The 17,613-nt window shown below is 57.0% G+C and carries 16 protein-coding genes; 9 read left to right on the top strand and 7 right to left on the bottom strand.

What is annotated here, in order from left to right:
- Nucleotides 1–35 precede the first annotated feature (35 nt).
- Complete coding sequence (locus ACR0LN_RS21915) at nt 36–557, top strand: glutathione peroxidase (protein ID WP_480432727.1); 522 nt, start codon at nt 36–38, stop codon at nt 555–557.
- Here ACR0LN_RS21915 and ACR0LN_RS21910 read toward each other — a convergent pair.
- On the bottom strand, nt 533–1,420 hold the full coding sequence (locus ACR0LN_RS21910) for a DMT family transporter (RefSeq protein WP_480432726.1): 888 nt from the start codon (nt 1,418–1,420) through the stop codon (nt 533–535). The two genes, ACR0LN_RS21915 and ACR0LN_RS21910, sit on opposite strands and share 25 nt — an antisense overlap.
- Nucleotides 1,421–1,607: 187 nt before the next feature.
- Here ACR0LN_RS21910 and ACR0LN_RS21905 point away from each other — a divergent pair, with 187 nt between their 5' ends.
- The 4 genes from ACR0LN_RS21905 (at nt 1,608) to ACR0LN_RS21890 (ending at nt 4,700) form a co-directional block, all read left to right on the top strand.
- The gene (locus tag ACR0LN_RS21905) at nt 1,608–2,804 is read left to right on the top strand and encodes a BCCT family transporter (RefSeq protein WP_480432752.1); all 1,197 of its coding nucleotides are present in this window, start codon (nt 1,608–1,610) and stop codon (nt 2,802–2,804) included.
- 322 nt (nt 2,805–3,126) lie between these two features.
- Nucleotides 3,127–3,363, top strand: a complete 237-nt coding sequence (locus tag ACR0LN_RS21900; RefSeq protein WP_480432725.1) for a hypothetical protein — start codon at nt 3,127–3,129, stop codon at nt 3,361–3,363.
- A gap of 136 nt (nt 3,364–3,499) precedes the next feature.
- Nucleotides 3,500–3,685 carry a hypothetical protein gene (locus tag ACR0LN_RS21895; RefSeq protein ID WP_480432724.1) on the top strand — a complete coding sequence of 62 codons (186 nt, stop codon included), beginning with the start codon at nt 3,500–3,502 and terminating at the stop codon, nt 3,683–3,685.
- 217 nt (nt 3,686–3,902) lie between these two features.
- Nucleotides 3,903–4,700: a GNAT family N-acetyltransferase gene (locus tag ACR0LN_RS21890; protein WP_480432723.1), complete on the top strand. Its 798-nt coding sequence runs from the start codon at nt 3,903–3,905 to the stop codon at nt 4,698–4,700.
- A 197-nt stretch (nt 4,701–4,897) separates the two neighbouring features.
- On the opposite strand, the gene ACR0LN_RS21885 is transcribed toward ACR0LN_RS21890, so the two are convergent.
- The 4 genes from ACR0LN_RS21885 to ACR0LN_RS21870 all read right to left on the bottom strand — a co-directional run bounded on the left by ACR0LN_RS21885 (nt 4,898) and on the right by ACR0LN_RS21870 (nt 9,596).
- Complete coding sequence (locus ACR0LN_RS21885) at nt 4,898–5,185, bottom strand: HU family DNA-binding protein (protein ID WP_170349467.1); 288 nt, start codon at nt 5,183–5,185, stop codon at nt 4,898–4,900.
- A 130-nt stretch (nt 5,186–5,315) separates the two neighbouring features.
- A complete protein-coding gene (locus ACR0LN_RS21880; protein ID WP_480432721.1) occupies nt 5,316–6,779 on the bottom strand; it encodes an AMP nucleosidase in 1,464 nt (487 codons plus the stop codon).
- Complete coding sequence (gene ade / locus ACR0LN_RS21875) at nt 6,776–8,578, bottom strand: adenine deaminase (RefSeq protein ID WP_480432719.1); 1,803 nt, start codon at nt 8,576–8,578, stop codon at nt 6,776–6,778. Before ade ends, ACR0LN_RS21880 begins: the two co-directional genes overlap by 4 nt.
- A 142-nt stretch (nt 8,579–8,720) precedes the next feature.
- Nucleotides 8,721–9,596: a LysR family transcriptional regulator gene (locus ACR0LN_RS21870; protein ID WP_480432718.1), complete on the bottom strand. Its 876-nt coding sequence runs from the start codon at nt 9,594–9,596 to the stop codon at nt 8,721–8,723.
- 116 nt (nt 9,597–9,712) lie between these two features.
- On the opposite strand from ACR0LN_RS21870, the gene ACR0LN_RS21865 reads away from it, so the two are divergent.
- Both ACR0LN_RS21865 and ACR0LN_RS21860 read left to right on the top strand, forming a co-directional pair.
- Entirely contained in the window at nt 9,713–10,468 is a 756-nt protein-coding gene (locus ACR0LN_RS21865; protein ID WP_480432716.1) for a class II aldolase and adducin N-terminal domain-containing protein, read from the top strand.
- An 11-nt stretch (nt 10,469–10,479) separates the two neighbouring features.
- The gene (locus ACR0LN_RS21860) at nt 10,480–11,469 is read left to right on the top strand and encodes a sterol desaturase family protein (protein WP_480432715.1); all 990 of its coding nucleotides are present in this window, start codon (nt 10,480–10,482) and stop codon (nt 11,467–11,469) included.
- 3 nt (nt 11,470–11,472) lie between these two features.
- Here the strand turns inward: ACR0LN_RS21860 and ACR0LN_RS21855 are convergent, their stop codons facing one another.
- Nucleotides 11,473–12,105: a class I SAM-dependent DNA methyltransferase gene (locus ACR0LN_RS21855; protein WP_480432713.1), complete on the bottom strand. Its 633-nt coding sequence runs from the start codon at nt 12,103–12,105 to the stop codon at nt 11,473–11,475.
- 90 nt (nt 12,106–12,195) lie between these two features.
- Here ACR0LN_RS21855 and ACR0LN_RS21850 point away from each other — a divergent pair, with 90 nt between their 5' ends.
- The gene (locus ACR0LN_RS21850) at nt 12,196–13,041 is read left to right on the top strand and encodes an SDR family oxidoreductase (protein WP_480432712.1); all 846 of its coding nucleotides are present in this window, start codon (nt 12,196–12,198) and stop codon (nt 13,039–13,041) included.
- On the opposite strand, the gene ACR0LN_RS21845 is transcribed toward ACR0LN_RS21850, so the two are convergent.
- A complete protein-coding gene (locus ACR0LN_RS21845; RefSeq protein WP_480432711.1) occupies nt 13,015–14,664 on the bottom strand; it encodes a GMC family oxidoreductase in 1,650 nt (549 codons plus the stop codon). The two genes, ACR0LN_RS21850 and ACR0LN_RS21845, sit on opposite strands and share 27 nt — an antisense overlap.
- A gap of 391 nt (nt 14,665–15,055) precedes the next feature.
- Here ACR0LN_RS21845 and katG point away from each other — a divergent pair, with 391 nt between their 5' ends.
- Nucleotides 15,056–17,257 carry a catalase/peroxidase HPI gene (gene katG, locus ACR0LN_RS21840; RefSeq protein ID WP_480432709.1) on the top strand — a complete coding sequence of 734 codons (2,202 nt, stop codon included), beginning with the start codon at nt 15,056–15,058 and terminating at the stop codon, nt 17,255–17,257.
- The last annotated feature ends 356 nt before the right edge of the window (nt 17,258–17,613 follow it).

Below are 17,613 nucleotides of genomic sequence, written 5' to 3'. Positions count from 1 at the left end.
TTAAGCGTAATGGAGGCAAGATGGGAGGCTGTGCGATGATCAGAATGCTTGTACTGACGATGTTGATTTTGTTGGGTCGTACTGTGCAGGCGGCCCCAATGAGTGGTGAATTTGCCTCGATCGACGGTGGCACCCTGTCGATCGAAGACTGGCGGGGCCAGCCTGTTCTGGTCGTCAATACAGCGTCGCAGTGTGGCTTTACCGGGCAATATTCGGCTCTACAAAAGGTGTTTGAGGCTTATTCTGATCGCGGGCTGGTGGTGTTGGCCGTGCCGTCAGATTCCTTTAATCAGGAATTGAGCTCGGCCGAAGAGGTGAAAGAGTTCTGTGAGTTGAACTATGACCTGACCCTGCCCATGACCGATATTACGCCTGTCAAAGGTGCCGACGCGCATCCGTTCTTCAAAGCAGTTGCCGCACAGACCGGGTTTATTCCCCGCTGGAATTTCAACAAGATTTTGCTGGATACCAATGGGGCGGTGGTCGCCACCTATGGTGCGAATGTGAAACCGGATTCGCCCAAACTGCTGCGTCAGGTCGAAAGTTTGCTACCCTGAGCAGGCTGCCGCGCCAGCTGCACCGCCAGAATGCCAAGTGTTGTAATGCCGACTCCGACCAGATCCAGTGGGCCGAGTTTCTCACCCAGAAGGATCGCAGCGACAGTGACGCCAAAGACCGGGTTCAGGAAATGGAACGTTGCGGCGCGGGTGGCTCCGATCCGGTCCAGCAGAAGAACCCAGATCAGTGTGGCAAGCAGGCCGGGGAACAAGGTCGTATAAGTGAATGCCAGCACCAGAGGTACTGTGACGTGGATGTAAATCGTTTCGAACAGCGGGGCGGCCACGAACAGAACGGCAGAGCCCACCAGCATCTGCAAGCCGACCACCATCATGAAATTCCCACCCGAGGTTGCCCCGCGTATCGTCAGCGTGGCAAAGGTCAGCGCCAGCGCGCCGATGCAGCACAAGGTCACTCCAAACAGATCGACGCCGCCCACGATGCGGGTGCTCATGATCAGGGCGACACCGGCGAACCCTGCGAACAGGCCCAGGACCGCAACAGGGCGCAGTTTTTCCCCCAGAAACAACCACCCCGCCAAGGCCACTAGCAGGGGCATAGTCGAGGCTATGATCGCAGCCAAAGATGCTTCGACCGTTTGCATCGCATAGAAGTTCAGACCCAAATATAGGGCATTCTGACAAATTCCGAACAGGATCGTCGCACGCCATTGAGTGCGGGTCAGGCGCCAGCTTTGGCCCATAGCGCGGGCAATGGCGACGCCCAGACAGCCCGAAATCAGAAACCGTAAAGCCAATGAAAACAGCGGGGACGCATCCGCGACGATGATCCGCGCCGAAGTAAAGGCAGAAGACCAAATAAAGGCAAAAACCAGCCCCATGGCGATCGCGCGATAATCCATTGGGCCTCCCGTCACATCGCTGGGACTGTTCCCGATTTTCCTTTGGGCCGCAAGCATTCCTCGCCAAAAAAGCCACACCTGCTGGGCAAGAGCGACTCTTGTTACGTTTTTATTGATTGACTGGCCAATTAAAGATACTGGCCGGGAAATCTGAGCAATAAAGATATGGGAGGTGTGTTAAGTGTTGCTGGAGTACATCCTGTCATTTGGCGTCCTTTTGGCCCTTGGCCTGGTCGCCTTCTTCGTCGTGAAATGGTGGAATTTGCGCTGCGTTGGCGTGACGCCAGTGCACCTGTTCACGTTCATCGCGATCCTGTTCACATCCGGTTTGGATGTCGGCCTGATTATGTTCCCGCTGACCGAGTTCGGCGGCTACGCAGAAGACGCAGCATACGCCTTTGCTAACCCGTTGGCGATCGAGTTCGGGTTCTGGGGTTTCCTGATCTGGGCGTTCTACTTCCTGACAGCGTTCTATTTTTGCGTGATCGAGCCGCGCGTAAAGTTCTTTGAAATCCCATTGGTCAAGTTGATCAATAACGTGGTCATCATCGGCACCTGCGCCTTCACCGCCAGCCTGTTCCTGATCTACCTGCCGGGCTACCTGCCCGAGGTTGGAGACGGTGAATCCGTAGTCACCACTTTCTACATCATCGTGTTCGTGGTCATTCTGGCGGCAGCCTATTCCTCGACAGACCTTAAATACGTGCGTATCTTGTCGGTGGGCTCGACCTTCCTGTTTCTGGCGCTGATTATCGGCATGTGGGTTGCGGCAGGCATGGGCTTTAGCGGCTTTGCAGAAACCGGCAGCAACATCGGCGCATATTTTGCAAACATCCACAAATTCGTGTTGCCGCTGACCGACTACCACGCTTTCTACCTGTTCTGGTGGTTCGCATGGTCGATAATGATCGGCCAGTTCACCTCGCGCTTTGTTGGTGGCCTGACCACATGGCAGCTGCTGGCGGCACTGCTGATCTTCCCATCGATCCCGTTGGGTATCTGGTTCACCGTTTTATACTACTACCATCTGAACGGTATCAGCACTGCAGGCATCACCAACATCGCGATGGTGATCGTGGGCGTGACCTTCGTGATCAACTCGCTGGACTCGCTTATTAGACTCTACACCGACAACCTGAACATGACGGTCGAACGGTTTGGCAAAGCGGTCTACGTAGCTGGAAACGTCGTACTGTTGTTCGTCCTGACCCTGTTGTTCCAAAGCCAGTGGCTGCAAATTCAGTGGATCGGGGCTGTGGTCGTTGGACTGTACCTCGCTTGTGTAATCTATATCCTGATCATCAAGCGCAAGGAGGTTCTGAGCATTGATGGGATGCCAGAAGACCGAGATCTGGACTTCCGCAAGGTAGAGGCGGTTCACTGATTCTAAATGTGGACATTCAATAAATCGGGCGCCACACGTGGCGCCCTTTTTTGTTGGTTCTGTGAATCTCAGTCTCGCATCAGCTGAAGTGAAAACACTCTGGTGCTTCCAAAGTGTCACCAGACTGCCACTGTTAATTTATCGTAAACGGGCTGTTACTCAGCCATTTAGGTGGATCATTTATTATTACGCTAAAAGAATATGCCCCTTTGCCGGATCGGCACGCAGGGTACGGAGAGACGTGCGGAAACAAAAAACTAGGCAAACCAAACCAAAGCTTCTTCACAAATGTGTCGAGCTAACAGTTTAAAGGACATGGATAATGAAGCCTACAAAAGCACCAAACCCTTCGCAAAATGCCATCGACAAGCTTGCTGAGCTTGAATTTGAATTCCCTGAAATTGATATCCCAAACGACGGTGGTCCATCGGAATTGCCCGTTGCGGCACCTGAGCCGGATGCACCGACGTTTCCAGAACTTACATTGCCTGACACCGCGATGGCAGAAGTCGAAATCCCGGCCGCCCAACTGCCTTGGGATATCTTTGATCTGGGCTGACCACATGAGAATTGCAGGCGGCCCGGCTGATTGTCCCGTCGATCCCGCTGGGTAACTGGTTTACCGTCCTCTACTACTACCATCTTAACGGCATCAGCACCGCAGGCATCACCAACATCGCAAGGGTGATCGTGGCTTGGTCTACGCGATCAACTCTCTGGACTCGCTGAGCCGCCTGTACACCGACAACCTGAACATGACGGTCGAGCGCCTGGGCAAATTGGTCTACATCCTGATCACCAAGCGCAGAGAGGTGCTGAGCATCGACTCGATGCCCGAAGACCACGATCTGGACTTCCGCAAGATTGAAACGGTTCACTGATTAACCTTGGTAGTAAAACAAAAAGGGCGCCGAGGCGCCCGTTTTCCATTGTAAAGGATTCTATTCAAGTAGTGTCAGCTATGCGGACATAGCTGCCATTCGCCCTTTCCCAATATCCTCTTTGTGTCGCAGTCTTGCGCGTGACGTCCACTTGACGACACGACCCCTATCAAACGATCATCTCCGAACTGTCATGTGGTACTTCGAGGGAAATCTCATGGAAGTATTCGGAAGTGAAGCACAACGACGCATGTCAACCATGGGCGAGCATCTTTTGCAGCTGTTGGGTGATGACCCTCGGTTTTGTAGCCATGGGCGTGGTATACAGATTGCCAACGAATATAGCGGGGCGTTGGATGATGCCGTCGCAATGGCCCGAATTCTTGGCATCACGGCGATAGAAAGCATACCGCGTGCGGAGGTTGCGACGGCGCGCGAACGAATTGAAAGCGAGGGTTTAAAGACCGACACGATTGCTTGCTATCTTGGCGGTCTGAACTGCGTCGAAGCCGCTCGGCAAGTGGTCGCAACTCAGGCGTTGCCCGAAGATTTATCCATACGAGTGATTGATCGCAGCTCTCCGCCAGAATGGCTTGAAGCCTTCGCGGACGTCGCGTTGAGCCACGGTGTTTTACCGCCAATAGGTCCGGTGATGCGCGGATTGTCTCGTCCCGGGTTTGCTATGGTCGTCGTTGATAAATCAGGTGCCCCAGTCGCAACTGCGGGCTCAGTTCTGTGTCATCCCTCCAGCAGTCGGCTGCATAGTCGCGCACAATGGGGGCAACTCTCGACCAAACCTGAACGCATGGGCGAGGGCATTGCAAAAGTCTTGGGGGCGATAGCTCTAATTCACTCGCATGAAAAGCTTGGGGCCACAGGGTTCAAGACAGGCATCGCTCCGGGCAACATTCCCTCTGCACGGCTTTGCGAAAGACTTGGCTTGGAGGACAGTGGAAGCGACATAGTCGCGATCATAGACCCTCTCGTATACTCAGAAGATCGGTTAACCAAGTGACCCATCCGGCTGTCTACGGTCGCATTGTGTAATCAGTGTTACCAAGAGCCTGAGTTAGTTCCTTGAAAAAGGTAAAACGGGGTAAACTCTAGTCTCACTTGGGCTCAATGCGGACAATCGGGATCGAACAAAAGAGTTCAAAAGAAAAAGGGCCCCCAAAACGGCGGCCCTCAATCGCTTGTCCAAAAAGGCTGAACTTAGCCGTTCACGCTGTCCTTCAGTGCCTTCGCAATGGTCATCTTGACCACTTTGTCGGCCTCTTTCTTGAACTGCTCACCGGTGGCGGGGTTGCGCACCATGCGCTCGGGGCGCTCGCGGCAGTAGATTTTGCCAACGCCGGGCAGGGTGACAGCGCCGCCGGCGGAAACTTCGCGGGTGATCAGGCCGGTCACGGCCTCCAGCGCGGCGTTCGCGGCTTTCTTGTCGGTTCCCATTTCCTCAGCGAGAGCAGCAACCAGCTGAGTCTTTGTCATAGGCTTTGCCATTTCTTGGTCTCCTTAACGTGCCCGATAGATAGGGCCTCACCGCGTAACTGTAACGGGATATTGTGGCTGAACACAACGAATAGTAGCGTGGAAAACCCTAAAAATAGGGGGATTTCGTTGCTTTTTTGCTTCAGAGGAAGGCCGTTTCGTCAAACGAACGCAATTTCCGGCTGTGCAGACGCTCTAACGGCATGCCGCGCAAGTGTTCCATCGCGCGTATTCCGATCGCCAGATGGCGGCTGACCTGAGTGGTATAGAACGCCGACGCCATACCGGGAAGCTTTAATTCACCGTGCAACGGCTTATCCGAAACACACAGCAAAGTGCCGTAAGGAACCCGGAACCGATAGCCATTCGCAGCGATGGTGGCGCTTTCCATATCCAGTGCAATCGCGCGCGACTGGCTGAGGCGCTGGACCGGACCGGACTGGTCGCGCAGCTCCCAGTTGCGGTTGTCGACCGAGGCGACGGTGCCGGTGCGCATGATCCGTTTCAGCTCATAGCCTTCCAACTCTGTCACCTCTGCCACGGCCTGTTCCAGTGCTACCTGAATTTCGGCCAAAGGCGGGATTGGCACCCAGACCGGCAGGTCATCGTCCAGCACCTTGTCTTCCCGCAGATATGCATGGGCCAGAACGAAATCTCCCAACGCTTGAGTATTCCGCAACCCGGCGCAGTGCCCGACCATCAGCCAGGCATGGGGGCGCAGAACCGCGATATGGTCAGTGGCGGTTTTGGCGTTCGACGGCCCCACGCCAATATTGACCAGGGTGATCCCGGACCCGTCTGCACGTTTCAGGTGATAGGTCGGCATCTGCGGCAGCTTTAGCGGTTGTTCCAGAATCGCGTCGGATTCGGTGATCTGCGCATTTCCTGTTGAGACAAAGCTGGTATAGCCGCTGTTGGGGTCTCCCAGTTGTTCGCGCGCATAGTTTTCAAACTCGGACACGTAGAACTGGTAGTTGGTGAACAACACATGATTCTGGAAATGGCTGGGGTCGGTCGCAGTGTAATGCGACAGGCGCGCCAACGAGTAATCCACACGCTGCGCTGTGAACAATGCCAGCGGTCCGACTTCATCCTCGACGTCATGCACACCATTGACGATGTCGTCATTGGTGGTGGTAAGGTCGGGTACGTCGAACACGTCGCGCAGTGTAAACCCCGCAGCCCCCTGATGCGGAACAACCAGATCGGGGTTGTTCGCCACCGCAAAATGTACCGGGATCGGCGTGTCCGAGGCGCCGATGGTCACAGGTTGGTCGTGGTTTTTGATCAGCAGCGCGATCTGTTGTGTCAGGTAAGAGCGGAACAGATCTGGCCGCGTGACAGTGGTCACGTGGGTGCCGGGTTCGGACACGTGACCAAAGCTGAGCCGGCTGTCGACATGTGCATAGGATGCAGTTTTGATGCGAATCTCCGGGTAATAGGCTCTGTATCGCTCGGTCGGAGCATCGCCGTCCATCGCCTTGGCAAAGCTGTCGCACAGGAATTTTGTCGCTTGATCATAAAGCTGTTCCAGACGGGCAACCGCCGCGGCGGGATCGCTGAATTTTTCGGGCGTAGGAACGTCGGGTGTTCGTATAATGGTCATGCAAGGGGTTCCAGAAGGTCGATCTTTTCAAATGTGCGCACGTCCACCAGCCCAAGGTCGGAAATCCGCAACTCGGGGATCACGACCAAAGCCAGCAAAGAGTGCTGCATATAGGCGTTGTTCAACTGACAGCCACAAGCTAGCATCGCAGACACCATCTGCTCGGCCTTGGCCGCAACCTCGGTTGCGGGGCTGTCAGACATCAGGCCCGCGATGGGCAGTTCAACCAACGCCAGTTCCTCTCCCTCGCGGAAAATGGTGATGCCGCCGCCGACCTCGGCCAGCCGGTTCGCGGCCAGCGCCATCTGCTCGCGGTCGGTGCCCACGACGATCATGTGGTGACTGTCATGCGCCACGGTTGAGGCCATGGCCATTTTGCCCTCATAGCCAAAGCCCGAGACAAAGGCGTTCGTGACCCCTCCGGTCGCGCGATGACGTTCGACCAGAGCGATCTGACAGACATCGCCTTCACCCTCGACCAGACCACCAATGATGGGCAGTTCAGCCTTCAGGGCTTTGGTCGGGGCTTGGTTTTCAACCACGCCGATGACATTGGCCTGCACCCGGTTGGCCCCGGCGGGCGCTTTGATCTCAAAATCCGCCTGCGTCAGTGTTTGGCCCAGATGTACGGTATTGCGGGCAGCATCGGGCCAGTTCAGATGCGGACAATCGACGGTGATCGCGCCATTTTCGGCCACAATGCGCCCACGCGCGATGACTATTTCGATGGGTAACTCGGTGAGGTTCGAGCTGAGGATAACATCCGCCCGCCGCCCCGGCGTGATTGATCCGATCTCGCGCTCCAGCCCGAAATGCGTTGCGGTGTTGATCGTTGCCATCTGCAACGCAACCAGTGGATCGCATCCACAGGCAACAGCATGGCGCACGACCCGGTTCATATGCCCATCATTGACCAAAGTGCCAGAGTGACAATCATCCGTGCACAGAATAAAATTCCTCGGGTCCAGCCCTTTCTCGGTCACTGCGGTGATCTGGCTTTCCACGTCATACCAGGCCGAGCCCAACCGCATCATCGACCGCATCCCCTGCCGTACACGAGCAATAGCGTCTGCCTCGCAGGTCCCTTCGTGATCATCCGCCGGACCGCCCGCAACATATGCCGCGAAATCAGGTCCTAAATCAGGCGAAGCATAGTGTCCGCCCACTGTTTTTCCCGCTCGCTGAGTCGCTGCAATCTCGGCCAGCATCTTCGGATCACCATGAATCACACCGGGAAAATTCATCATCTCGCCCAGCCCGATGATGCCGGGCCAACTCATCGCCTCAGTCACATCCTTTGGGGTGATTTCATAACCCGTGGTCTCAAGCCCCGGTGCTGACGGCGCGCATGATGGCATTTGGGTAAAGATGTTCACCGGCTGCATCAACGCTTCGTCATGCATCATGCGCACGCCGTCCAACCCCAACACGTTGGCGATCTCGTGCGGGTCAGTGAACATTGAAGTGGTGCCATGCGGGATGACAGCGCGGGCGAACTCGGCCGGGGTCAGCATGCCTGATTCGATATGCATATGGGCGTCACACAGGCCAGGTAATATGTATCGCCCCTGCGCCTCGATAACCTGCGTATCCGGGCCGATGCAATGGGATGCGTCCGGACCGACAAACGCAATGCGCCCTGCTGCAATGGCAATGTCATGATTGGGCAGGGTTTCGCGACTGTGCACATTTACCCAGATGCCGCCGCGAATGACCAAATCTGCAGCTTCGCGTCCCGCGGCAACGGCAATCAGTTGAGGGGCGATATCGGGCCAACTTGGGAAGGGTGCGTATTCCATGATTCAACTTTCCCGAATGCAGGCAAAGGTTCAACCCCCGCCGAACAGCTATCATGAAACCGTCACGCAGCGCGTCAGCGCTGCCCGGCCCAACCAGAGGAGAAGCCGCGGAGCGGCATTGACGATGGGCGGGAGCACCCGGTCACGCCAACCGGTCCGCTTCCATCTCGCTCCTGATCCAGTCGGCAAAGGCCAACGCACCCGGAGTTTGTTCGGCCTGTGGTGACAGTAAAAGGTAATAAGCCTCGGGCATCACTGCGCGATGGGAAAAGGGTGCCACCAGTTGACCTTGCATGATCAGTCGCTTCGCAATGGTGTCATGAGTCAAACACAGACCCCCGCCTGCCATCGCAACGGACAGGCTGAACATGTAAGTGGTGGAATAGGTTATTGCCGGGTTTTCCCAGTTTAGAGCCTGATCTTCTGCCCAGTTGGCCCAATTGGACAGAAGGTTCGAGCAATCGAACAGCGGTTGCTGCTGCAGGGTGTCCAACGTCACCTCATAGCCCGGCGCGCAGACCGGGTAATAGTAATCGGTCCGCAGCAGCTCAGTCCGAACCGTATCCGATGGCCTAAGTGAATAGCGGATTTCCACCGCCGCCCCTTCAGCCATTTCCCGTGGCTCCCACAATTCCGTGAAGATGTTCAATTGAACCTCGGGATGCTCTGCCCGGAACTGTGGCAGGCGTGGGGCCAGCCAGTTCACGGCGAATGTAATGTTACTTTGCACCTGAACTGCATTCTGCCGCGCCCCCGTAACGGCCTGTGTGCCGCGAACCAGTGTGTGGAACGCTTCGCGTACCACTGGGAGGTAGGTGATCCCGGCCTCGGTCAGTTCCAAGGCACGCGGTCGGCGTAGAAACAGGGGTTGTCCCAGATATCCTTCCAGTGACTTGATCTGCTGGCTGACCGCGCTTTGGGTCATGTTCAAATCGCGGGCCGCGCCTGTGAACGACAGATGGCGTGCGGCGGCCTCGAACGTGCGCAGCCAGCCCAGCGGAGGAAGCGATTTCTGCATCAGCATAATCCAGCCATTAGCTCGGCTAATGGGATAGTTGCGTTTTTTTCGTTGGTCAAACTTTCGCAGCGCAGGCACGCTTTTTGTAAGCCTCGCCACCAGACCGGAAGCCCACCATGACCGTCACAAACCTGCGTCCCAATATCGACCACTGGGAGGACCGCGTGGATCTTGCCGCCACCTTCCGCTGGACCGAGCGGCTGAACATGCATGAAGCTGTCGCCAACCATTTCAGCCTGGCGGTGAATGAGGATGGCACACAGTTCCTCATGAACCCCAACCAGATGCATTTCGCACGCATCAAAGCGTCGAATCTTTTACTGCTGGATGCCAATGACCCAGATGTGATGTCTTTGCCCGGTGCGCCGGACCCAACCGCTTGGGGGCTGCACGGCTCTATCCACCGGCACTGCAAGCATGCTCGGTGTGTGATGCACGTGCACTCGATCTTTGCCACCGTTCTGGCCTCGTTGGCCGACAGCACCCTGCCGCCGATCGACCAGAACACGGCCACTTTCTACAATCGTTATGTGGTGGACAACGAATTCGGTGGGCTGGCCTTTGAAAGCGAGGGTGAACGGTGTGCGTCGATGTTGTCTGATCCAAAAAAGAAGGTGATGATCATGGGCAACCACGGCGTGCTGGTGATCGGCAGTGATCCGGCTGATACTTTCAACCGGCTTTATTATTTCGAGCGCGCAGCCGAAACCTATATCCGCGCCCTGCAAACAGGTCAGCCCCTGCGCGTGCTGTCTGACGAGATTGCCGAAAAGACCGCGCAGGAACTGGATGACTATCCTGACCAGGCCGAAGCGCATTTGCGTGAAATCAAAACTCTGTTGGATGCCGAAGGCTCTGATTACGCCACCTAGAGGGTATAGCCATGACTGACGCTACTCAGGACCCCGAAGCTGCTCGTTGGCACTATCACCCGGAGGGACCGGTCGATCTGAATCCGCTTTTCACTTGGCCCCCGCGTCCTGCTGCCGTGTTGAAATGGTACAGCGGCGCGTGGTTGCAAATCACGTCGCTCACCCTGTGCATGGCGCTGGCTGTAACGGCTTACGTGTTCTTTTTTCCTTCGTTAGAGACGATGAAAAGCTTTGCACCGGGCTGGATGTTCCGCATCTGGCTGCTGAACATGGTGCCTCAGATCCTGATCGCGGGTGGCCTGCATTGGTGGCTTTACATGCGCAAAGGGCAAGGCATGTACAAGAAATTCGACCGTCGTGACCTGACCCGCAACAACGGCAACTTCACCTTCCGCAATCAAGTCTGGGACAATATCTGGTGGACGCTGGGCAGCGCGATGACGGTCGCGACGGTGTATCAGTGGATCATCTACTGGGCGATGGCGAATGGCTATGTACCCACCGTGACCTGGGCCAGCGCGCCGGTTTGGTGTGTGGTGTGGATGGCCTTCATTCCAATGTGGTCGGGCCTGCATTTCTATTGGGTGCACCGGCTGGAGCATCACCCCAAGCTCTATAAACACGTCCACGCCGTGCATCACCGCAACGTCAATATCGGGCCGTGGTCGGGGATTTCGAACCACTGGTACGAGAACCTGCTGTACTTCACCACCTATTTTATCCACCTGATCGTGCCGTCACACCCGCTGCACCTGCTGTTCCACGCTTATTTCCAGCAAATCAGCCCGGTCCTGTCGCATTCCGGCTTCGAGAAGTTACGCGCCGGTGAGACTGATGCCGCACGGGCCGGGGATTTCTTCCACCAGCTGCATCACCGGTATTTCGAGTGCAACTATGGCACCTCGGAAATTCCTTTCGACAAATGGTTCGGCACCTATCACGACGGTTCCGCCGAGGCGACGACGCGGACCCGCGCGTTCAAGAAACAGATGTATACTTAAAAGTCAGGTCCGTTCGAACAACGCAATCAGCGCTGTGTCGTCTTTATTGGGACCGGCAGCGAGATCGCCATAGATGCGCACTTCGGGCAGGGTCAGGTTTTGAATCTGACCCTGTGCCAGTTTGTGGAGCGTTTCGGCAAAGCCCAGTTTCTCATAGTGTTTCGCGTTGATCGACAGCGCGAACTGCGCACCCGGACGGGCGATGCGCAGCAGTGAGGGCAGAGCCTCGGGTCCCAGATGGCCGTGGGTGAAGGTGCCAGAAGACACGATCCCGGCATAGCTTTCGGGCGTGACCGGAATGCCTTGGTTCAAGTCAGCTTCGATCGCGTCACGGTAAATATCCTTGCGCATGGCCTGATCCAGCATTTCGGGGCTGATATCGGTGGCGTCGATCGGCCCAACGCCTAACCCGGCCAGAACCGCGCCGCACAACCCGGTTCCCGCACCCACATCCAGAACCGGGCCTTGACCACCCGCAGCCACAAAGGCGCGTGCTGTGTGGATGTGCAACTGATAATCCTCGAGCGCGGCAAAGCCCTCGTCGTAATCTCCGGCCCATTCGGCATATAGCTGTTTGTGCCCTTCTGGAGTTTCAAGGGCATAGGCGGCGTGCAGGTTGGGTGTTTTTTCACTCATGCCTAAAAGAAAGGCGCATTGAGGGATTCGAATCAAGTATTCCGGCGCAGATGCTTGCATCCGACGGGAATGCGGATCATCAAAGGCGTCATGACAGGTACTCTCTTTTCATTCGGCCACGGGTATTCGGCGCAAGCCTTGTCCCGGTTGTTGAAACCCAAAGGCTGGAGCATCTGCGGCACCACCCGCGATCCCGCTCAATCTGCTACCATCCGCGCCTCGGGCGCTGATCCGCTGATTTGGCCGGGGCATACGCCAGATCTTGAGGGGGTTACGCATCTGCTGATCTCGACAGCGCCCAAGTCGGATGGCGACCCGGTGCTGGCGGTGTTGCGGGATGAGATCACCGAACGGGCCGCACAGTTCAAGTGGGTTGGGTATTTGTCGACCACGGCTGTTTACGGCGATCATCAGGGTGCATGGGTGGACGAAACCACTCCGGCCACGCCGACCGCTGACCGCGGCAGGTGGCGGGTAAAGGCCGAGCAGCAATGGCTGAATGTCCCCGGACTGCCCACGCACATCTTTCGCCTGGCGGGTATCTATGGGCCGGGACGTGGTCCGTTCTCAAAACTGAAACGCGTGGGGATGCGGCGGATCATCAAGCCGGGGCAGGTATTTTCACGTATTCACGTCGCGGATATCGCGCAGGTTCTGGCCGCGTCGATGGCCGCACCCAACCCCGGTGCCATCTATAATGTCTGCGATGATGAACCCGTGCCGCCGCAGGATGTGATCTCATATGCCGCGGAACTTCAGGGCCTGCCCCTGCCGCCCGCCGTTCCGTTTGACGAGGCTGACCTGACCCCAATGGCCCGAAGTTTCTACAATGAGAACAAGCGGGTCAGGAATGACCGGATCAAGGATGAGCTGGGTGTGCAACTTCTTTACCCCAATTACCGCGTCGGGTTAGAGGCCCTGACGAAAGACACCTGACAACTTACGCGCAGAGGCTTTGATCAGGTCCGCTGCTTTCTCGGCAATCATGATTGTCGGGGCGTTGGTGTTTCCGGAAATCAGCGTCGGCATGACCGAGGCGTCGACAACCCTAAGCCCTTCGATACCACGCACGCGCAATTCCGGGTCAACTACGGCCTTCTCATCCACACCCATCTTACAGGTTCCGACCGGGTGATAGATCGTGTCGGCGCGCGACCGGATATGATGTTCCCAATCGGCGTCGGTTTTGGCGGCGTCGGTGCCAAACATCTCTTTGTGCCGGTATTTCTCAAGCGCCGGGGCCTGAAGGATGCCGCGCATGATGCGCGCGCCTTTGATCATGGTCTTTAGGTCACGGTCATCAGACAGAAAAGCCGGGTCGATGGCGGGGGGCGCAAACGGGTCGTTGCTGTGCAGCCCGACCGTGCCTCGGCTTTCCGGGCGCAATTTGCAGACATGACAGCTGAACCCGTGTCCATAGTGCAGTTTGCGGGCGTGATCGTCGACGATCGAGATGACGAAATGCAGTTGAATGTCGGGGCGGTCCAGATCGGCTGACGTTTTCAGAAACCCCGCCCCCTCGGCAAAAGGCGTGGCCGCCATCGACACACCGTCCTTGCGCCACCGCCACAAGTGGCGCAGCAGATTGACCGAAGCCACCGCACCGATCCCGAAATTGTCAGTATCCTTTGTTTTATAGCACAGAATGAAATCCAGATGGTCCTGCAGGTTTTTGCCGACACCGGGCACATCATGGCGCACGGCAATGCCGTGCCGCTTCAGTTCCTCTCCTGCACCGATCCCGGACAATTGAAGCAGTTGCGGAGACATAAAGGCCCCGGCACAGATCAGCACTTCGCGCCGCGCCTTGACCGTGACGTCAAGACCCTTGGCATTCTTCTTGTAGATCACTCCGGTCGCGCGCTTGCCGTCAAAGGTCAGCTCCTTGGCATGGGCATGAGTGATGACCGTTAGATTTGGTCGATTTATCACCGGAAAGACATAGGCCGCAGCGGCCGAGCAGCGTTCGCCGTTGCGAGCAGGGTCATGAAATTGGGTCACTTGGTAGAGGCCAACCCCTTCATTATCGCCTCGGTTGAAATCAAGGGTGCGGCGGTGCTGCATCTGCTCCGCCGCCTCAATAAAGGCATGGGTGATCGGGCGCGGCTCTTTCTGATGCGAAACCTGTAGGGGACCACTGTCGCCATGCAGGTCATCGGCTCCGTCCTCGTTGTTTTCGGACTTTAAGAAATAAGTCAGGACGCTGTCCCATCCCCAGCCGGTACAGCCCAGATCGGCCCAACCGTTATAGTCCTGCCGTTGCCCGCGAATATAAAGCATCGCGTTGATCGCGCTGGACCCACCCAGCGCCTTGCCGCGTGGCTGATAGCCCCGACGCCCGTTCAGCCCCGGTTGGGGCACCGTCTCCAACGCCCAGTTGTTGATCTTTGGCCGTCCGGGCAACGCGGCCACCACCGCTGCAGGCATTTTGACCAAGAGGCTGTCGCCATGCCCCCCGGCCTCAAGCAGACAAACGCGTGTACCGGGGTCTTCGGTCAGGCGGTTTGCCAGAACCGAGCCAGCAGATCCACCGCCGACAATCACGTAGTCGAATTCCATTCTGCCCCCCTCAGTACCCGGCATTGTGTTGCCGACATTCTCCATAGGTCCGAGAGTGGCGGAGCCGTGGGAAAAAACAATTGGGGCAACCGCAGTGTGACCCAAGGTTATTTGGAAATACGGCGCTTGGAAAAGCGGGCGCGCTGGGCATCCGTTAACAATTCATAATTTTTCCCTATCATAATCATCATTAAACAAAACTTTTTTGCATTGCTTTGATTTGCTACTTCTTGCTGTGACAAGACAGAAGAGTCGCCGATACCCCCTCAGCGACAAAGGCGCGCCGCGTGGCGCGCCTTTGGGGCGGGTAGAAGTGTCATCTACATGTGCTCTTGATCGACCAAGTTTGAACCGCGCGAACCTGCGAATTTAGCCAGGATTGGAGATCGATATGGACGGAAGTGATAACCCCAAAACGGGCGGATGCCCTGTGATGCATGGTGCCGGAACCCGGTCGAACCGGGATTGGTGGCCCAACCAGCTGAACCTGTCGATCCTGCACCAGAACGCGCCTGCGTCGAATCCCATGGATGCAAATTTCGACTATGCCGAAGAGTTTCAGAAGCTGGACTACGATGCGCTGAAGAAAGACCTCTATGCGCTGATGACGGATTCGCAGGATTGGTGGCCAGCGGACTATGGTCACTATGGCGGTCTTTTCATCCGTATGGCCTGGCATAGCGCCGGTACTTACCGGACGGCGGACGGCCGTGGCGGTGCCTCGACCGGCAACCAGCGATTTGCGCCGCTGAACAGCTGGCCGGATAACGGCAACCTCGACAAGGCGCGCCGTCTGTTATGGCCGATCAAGCAGAAATACGGCAACCAGATTTCATGGGCTGACCTGATGATCCTGGCCGGGAACTGTGCCATCGAGTCGATGGGCGGCAAGACCTTTGGCTTTGCCGGTGGCCGCGAAGATATCTGGGCGCCCGAAGAAGACATCTATTGGGGTTCGGAAACCGAGTGGCTCGCGCCGACTGACAACCCGCACAGCCGCTATTCCGGTGAACGTGATCTGGAAAACCCGTTGGCCGCTGTGCAGATGGGTCTGATCTATGTGAACCCTGAAGGTCCCGATGGCGAACCAAACGTTTTGGCTTCGGGCCGCGATATCCGCGACACCTTTGGCCGGATGGCGATGAATGACGAAGAAACCGTTGCTCTGGTTGCTGGTGGCCACACCTTTGGTAAGGCGCATGGTGCCGGTGACCCCGACTTGGTTGGGCCTGACCCCGAAGCGGCCCCTGTCGAAGAGATGGGCTTGGGTTGGATCAACAAGTTTGGATCGGGCAAGGGTGACGACACCACGACCAGCGGAATCGAGGGCGCATGGACCGCGAACCCGATCAAATGGGACAATGGCTATTTCGATCTGCTGTTTGGCTATGACTGGAACCTGACCAAAAGCCCCTCGGGTGCGTATATCTGGGAACCGATCGGTGTTAAGGAAAAAGACATGGCCCCGGCGGCACATGATCCGTCGAAAAAGGTCAAAACCATGATGACCACCGCCGACATGGCGATGCGCATGGACCCGATCTATGGCCCGATCTCGAAGCGCTTCCATGAGAACCCGGAAGAGTTCGCCGACGCCTTCGCCCGCGCATGGTTCAAGCTGACCCACCGCGACATGGGTCCGCGCGCAGCCTATATCGGCCCGGAGGCTCCGACCGAAGAGCTGATCTGGCAGGACAACGTCCCCGCCGTGGATCACGATCTGATCGACGATGCGGATGTGGCTGACCTGAAGGCCAAGATCGCAGCAGCCGGCCTGTCGGTGTCCGAGCTGGTCTCGACCGCATGGGCCTCGGCCTCGACCTTCCGTGGATCAGACAAACGCGGCGGTGCCAACGGTGCCCGTATCCGTCTTGCGCCGCAGAAAGACTGGGACGTCAACGAGCCGATGAAACTGTCCAAGGCGCTGAACGCGTTGGAGGGCGTTCAGACCGCATTCAATGACGCACAGTCGGGCAACAAGAAGGTGTCTCTGGCCGACGTGATCGTTCTGGCCGGTGCTGTAGGTGTCGAACAGGCCGCCAAGGCCGGCGGTCAGGATGTCGAGGTTCCGTTTAATCCGGGCCGCACCGATGCAACGCAAGAGCAGACAGATGTGGAAAGCTTCTCGGTGATGGAGCCCATCGCCGACGGCTTCCGCAACTACCAAAAGGCTGAGTACACGGTCTCGCCCGAAGAACTGCTGGTCGATCGCGCTCAGTTGCTGAACCTGTCCGCTCCCGAGATGACAGCTCTTGTCGGTGGTCTGCGTGTTCTGGGTGCCAATTTCGGCGACAGCAAGCTCGGTGTGTTCACGGACCGCGTTGGAACACTGAGCAACGACTTCTTCACCAACATTCTGGACATGAGCACCGAATGGAAGCCCTCGGGCAAAGGCGTCTACGAAGGCCGCGACCGTTCCAGCGGTGAGGTCAAGTGGACCGGCACCCGCGTCGATCTGGTCTTTGGTTCGAACTCGCAACTGCGGGCTTTGGCTGAGGTCTATGGTCAGACGGACGCCGAGGGCAAATTCGTCTGCGACTTTGTCTCGGCCTGGAACAAGGTGATGAACGCGGACCGCTTCGATCAGAAGTAATTCCGCGACCATCCCAACGATATGCGCCGCCCGAGGAGACTCGGGCGACGTTTTCCTTGCCCTGACTCTCGGATGCGTACCAAGCATTGGGTACGATTCCGTTGAAAGGCCATCCGATCCCTGGCTTCAAGCTGCGTGCAAATGGGCTTGCAGCGGGATTTCTAAAGCTAAGTTGTTGTTTTCATTAATATGAGAAGGAAATCGCAGAGAAATGTGAAGTTTTTTCAAAATGGGGGTTGCAGGTCCCAGACCTAATCCGTAAATACCCCTTCACCGGCGCTGCTGAGGCGCTCGGGACGCGGCGGAAGCGGCGGGGACGCTCAGGAGAGACTGGGGGCATCTTGGGGAATGAGTTA

The organism is Ruegeria sp. AA6 (genome assembly GCF_056542865.1).
Note: the sequence above shows the minus strand (reverse complement) of the source record. Positions and strands in the feature narration are given on the sequence as shown.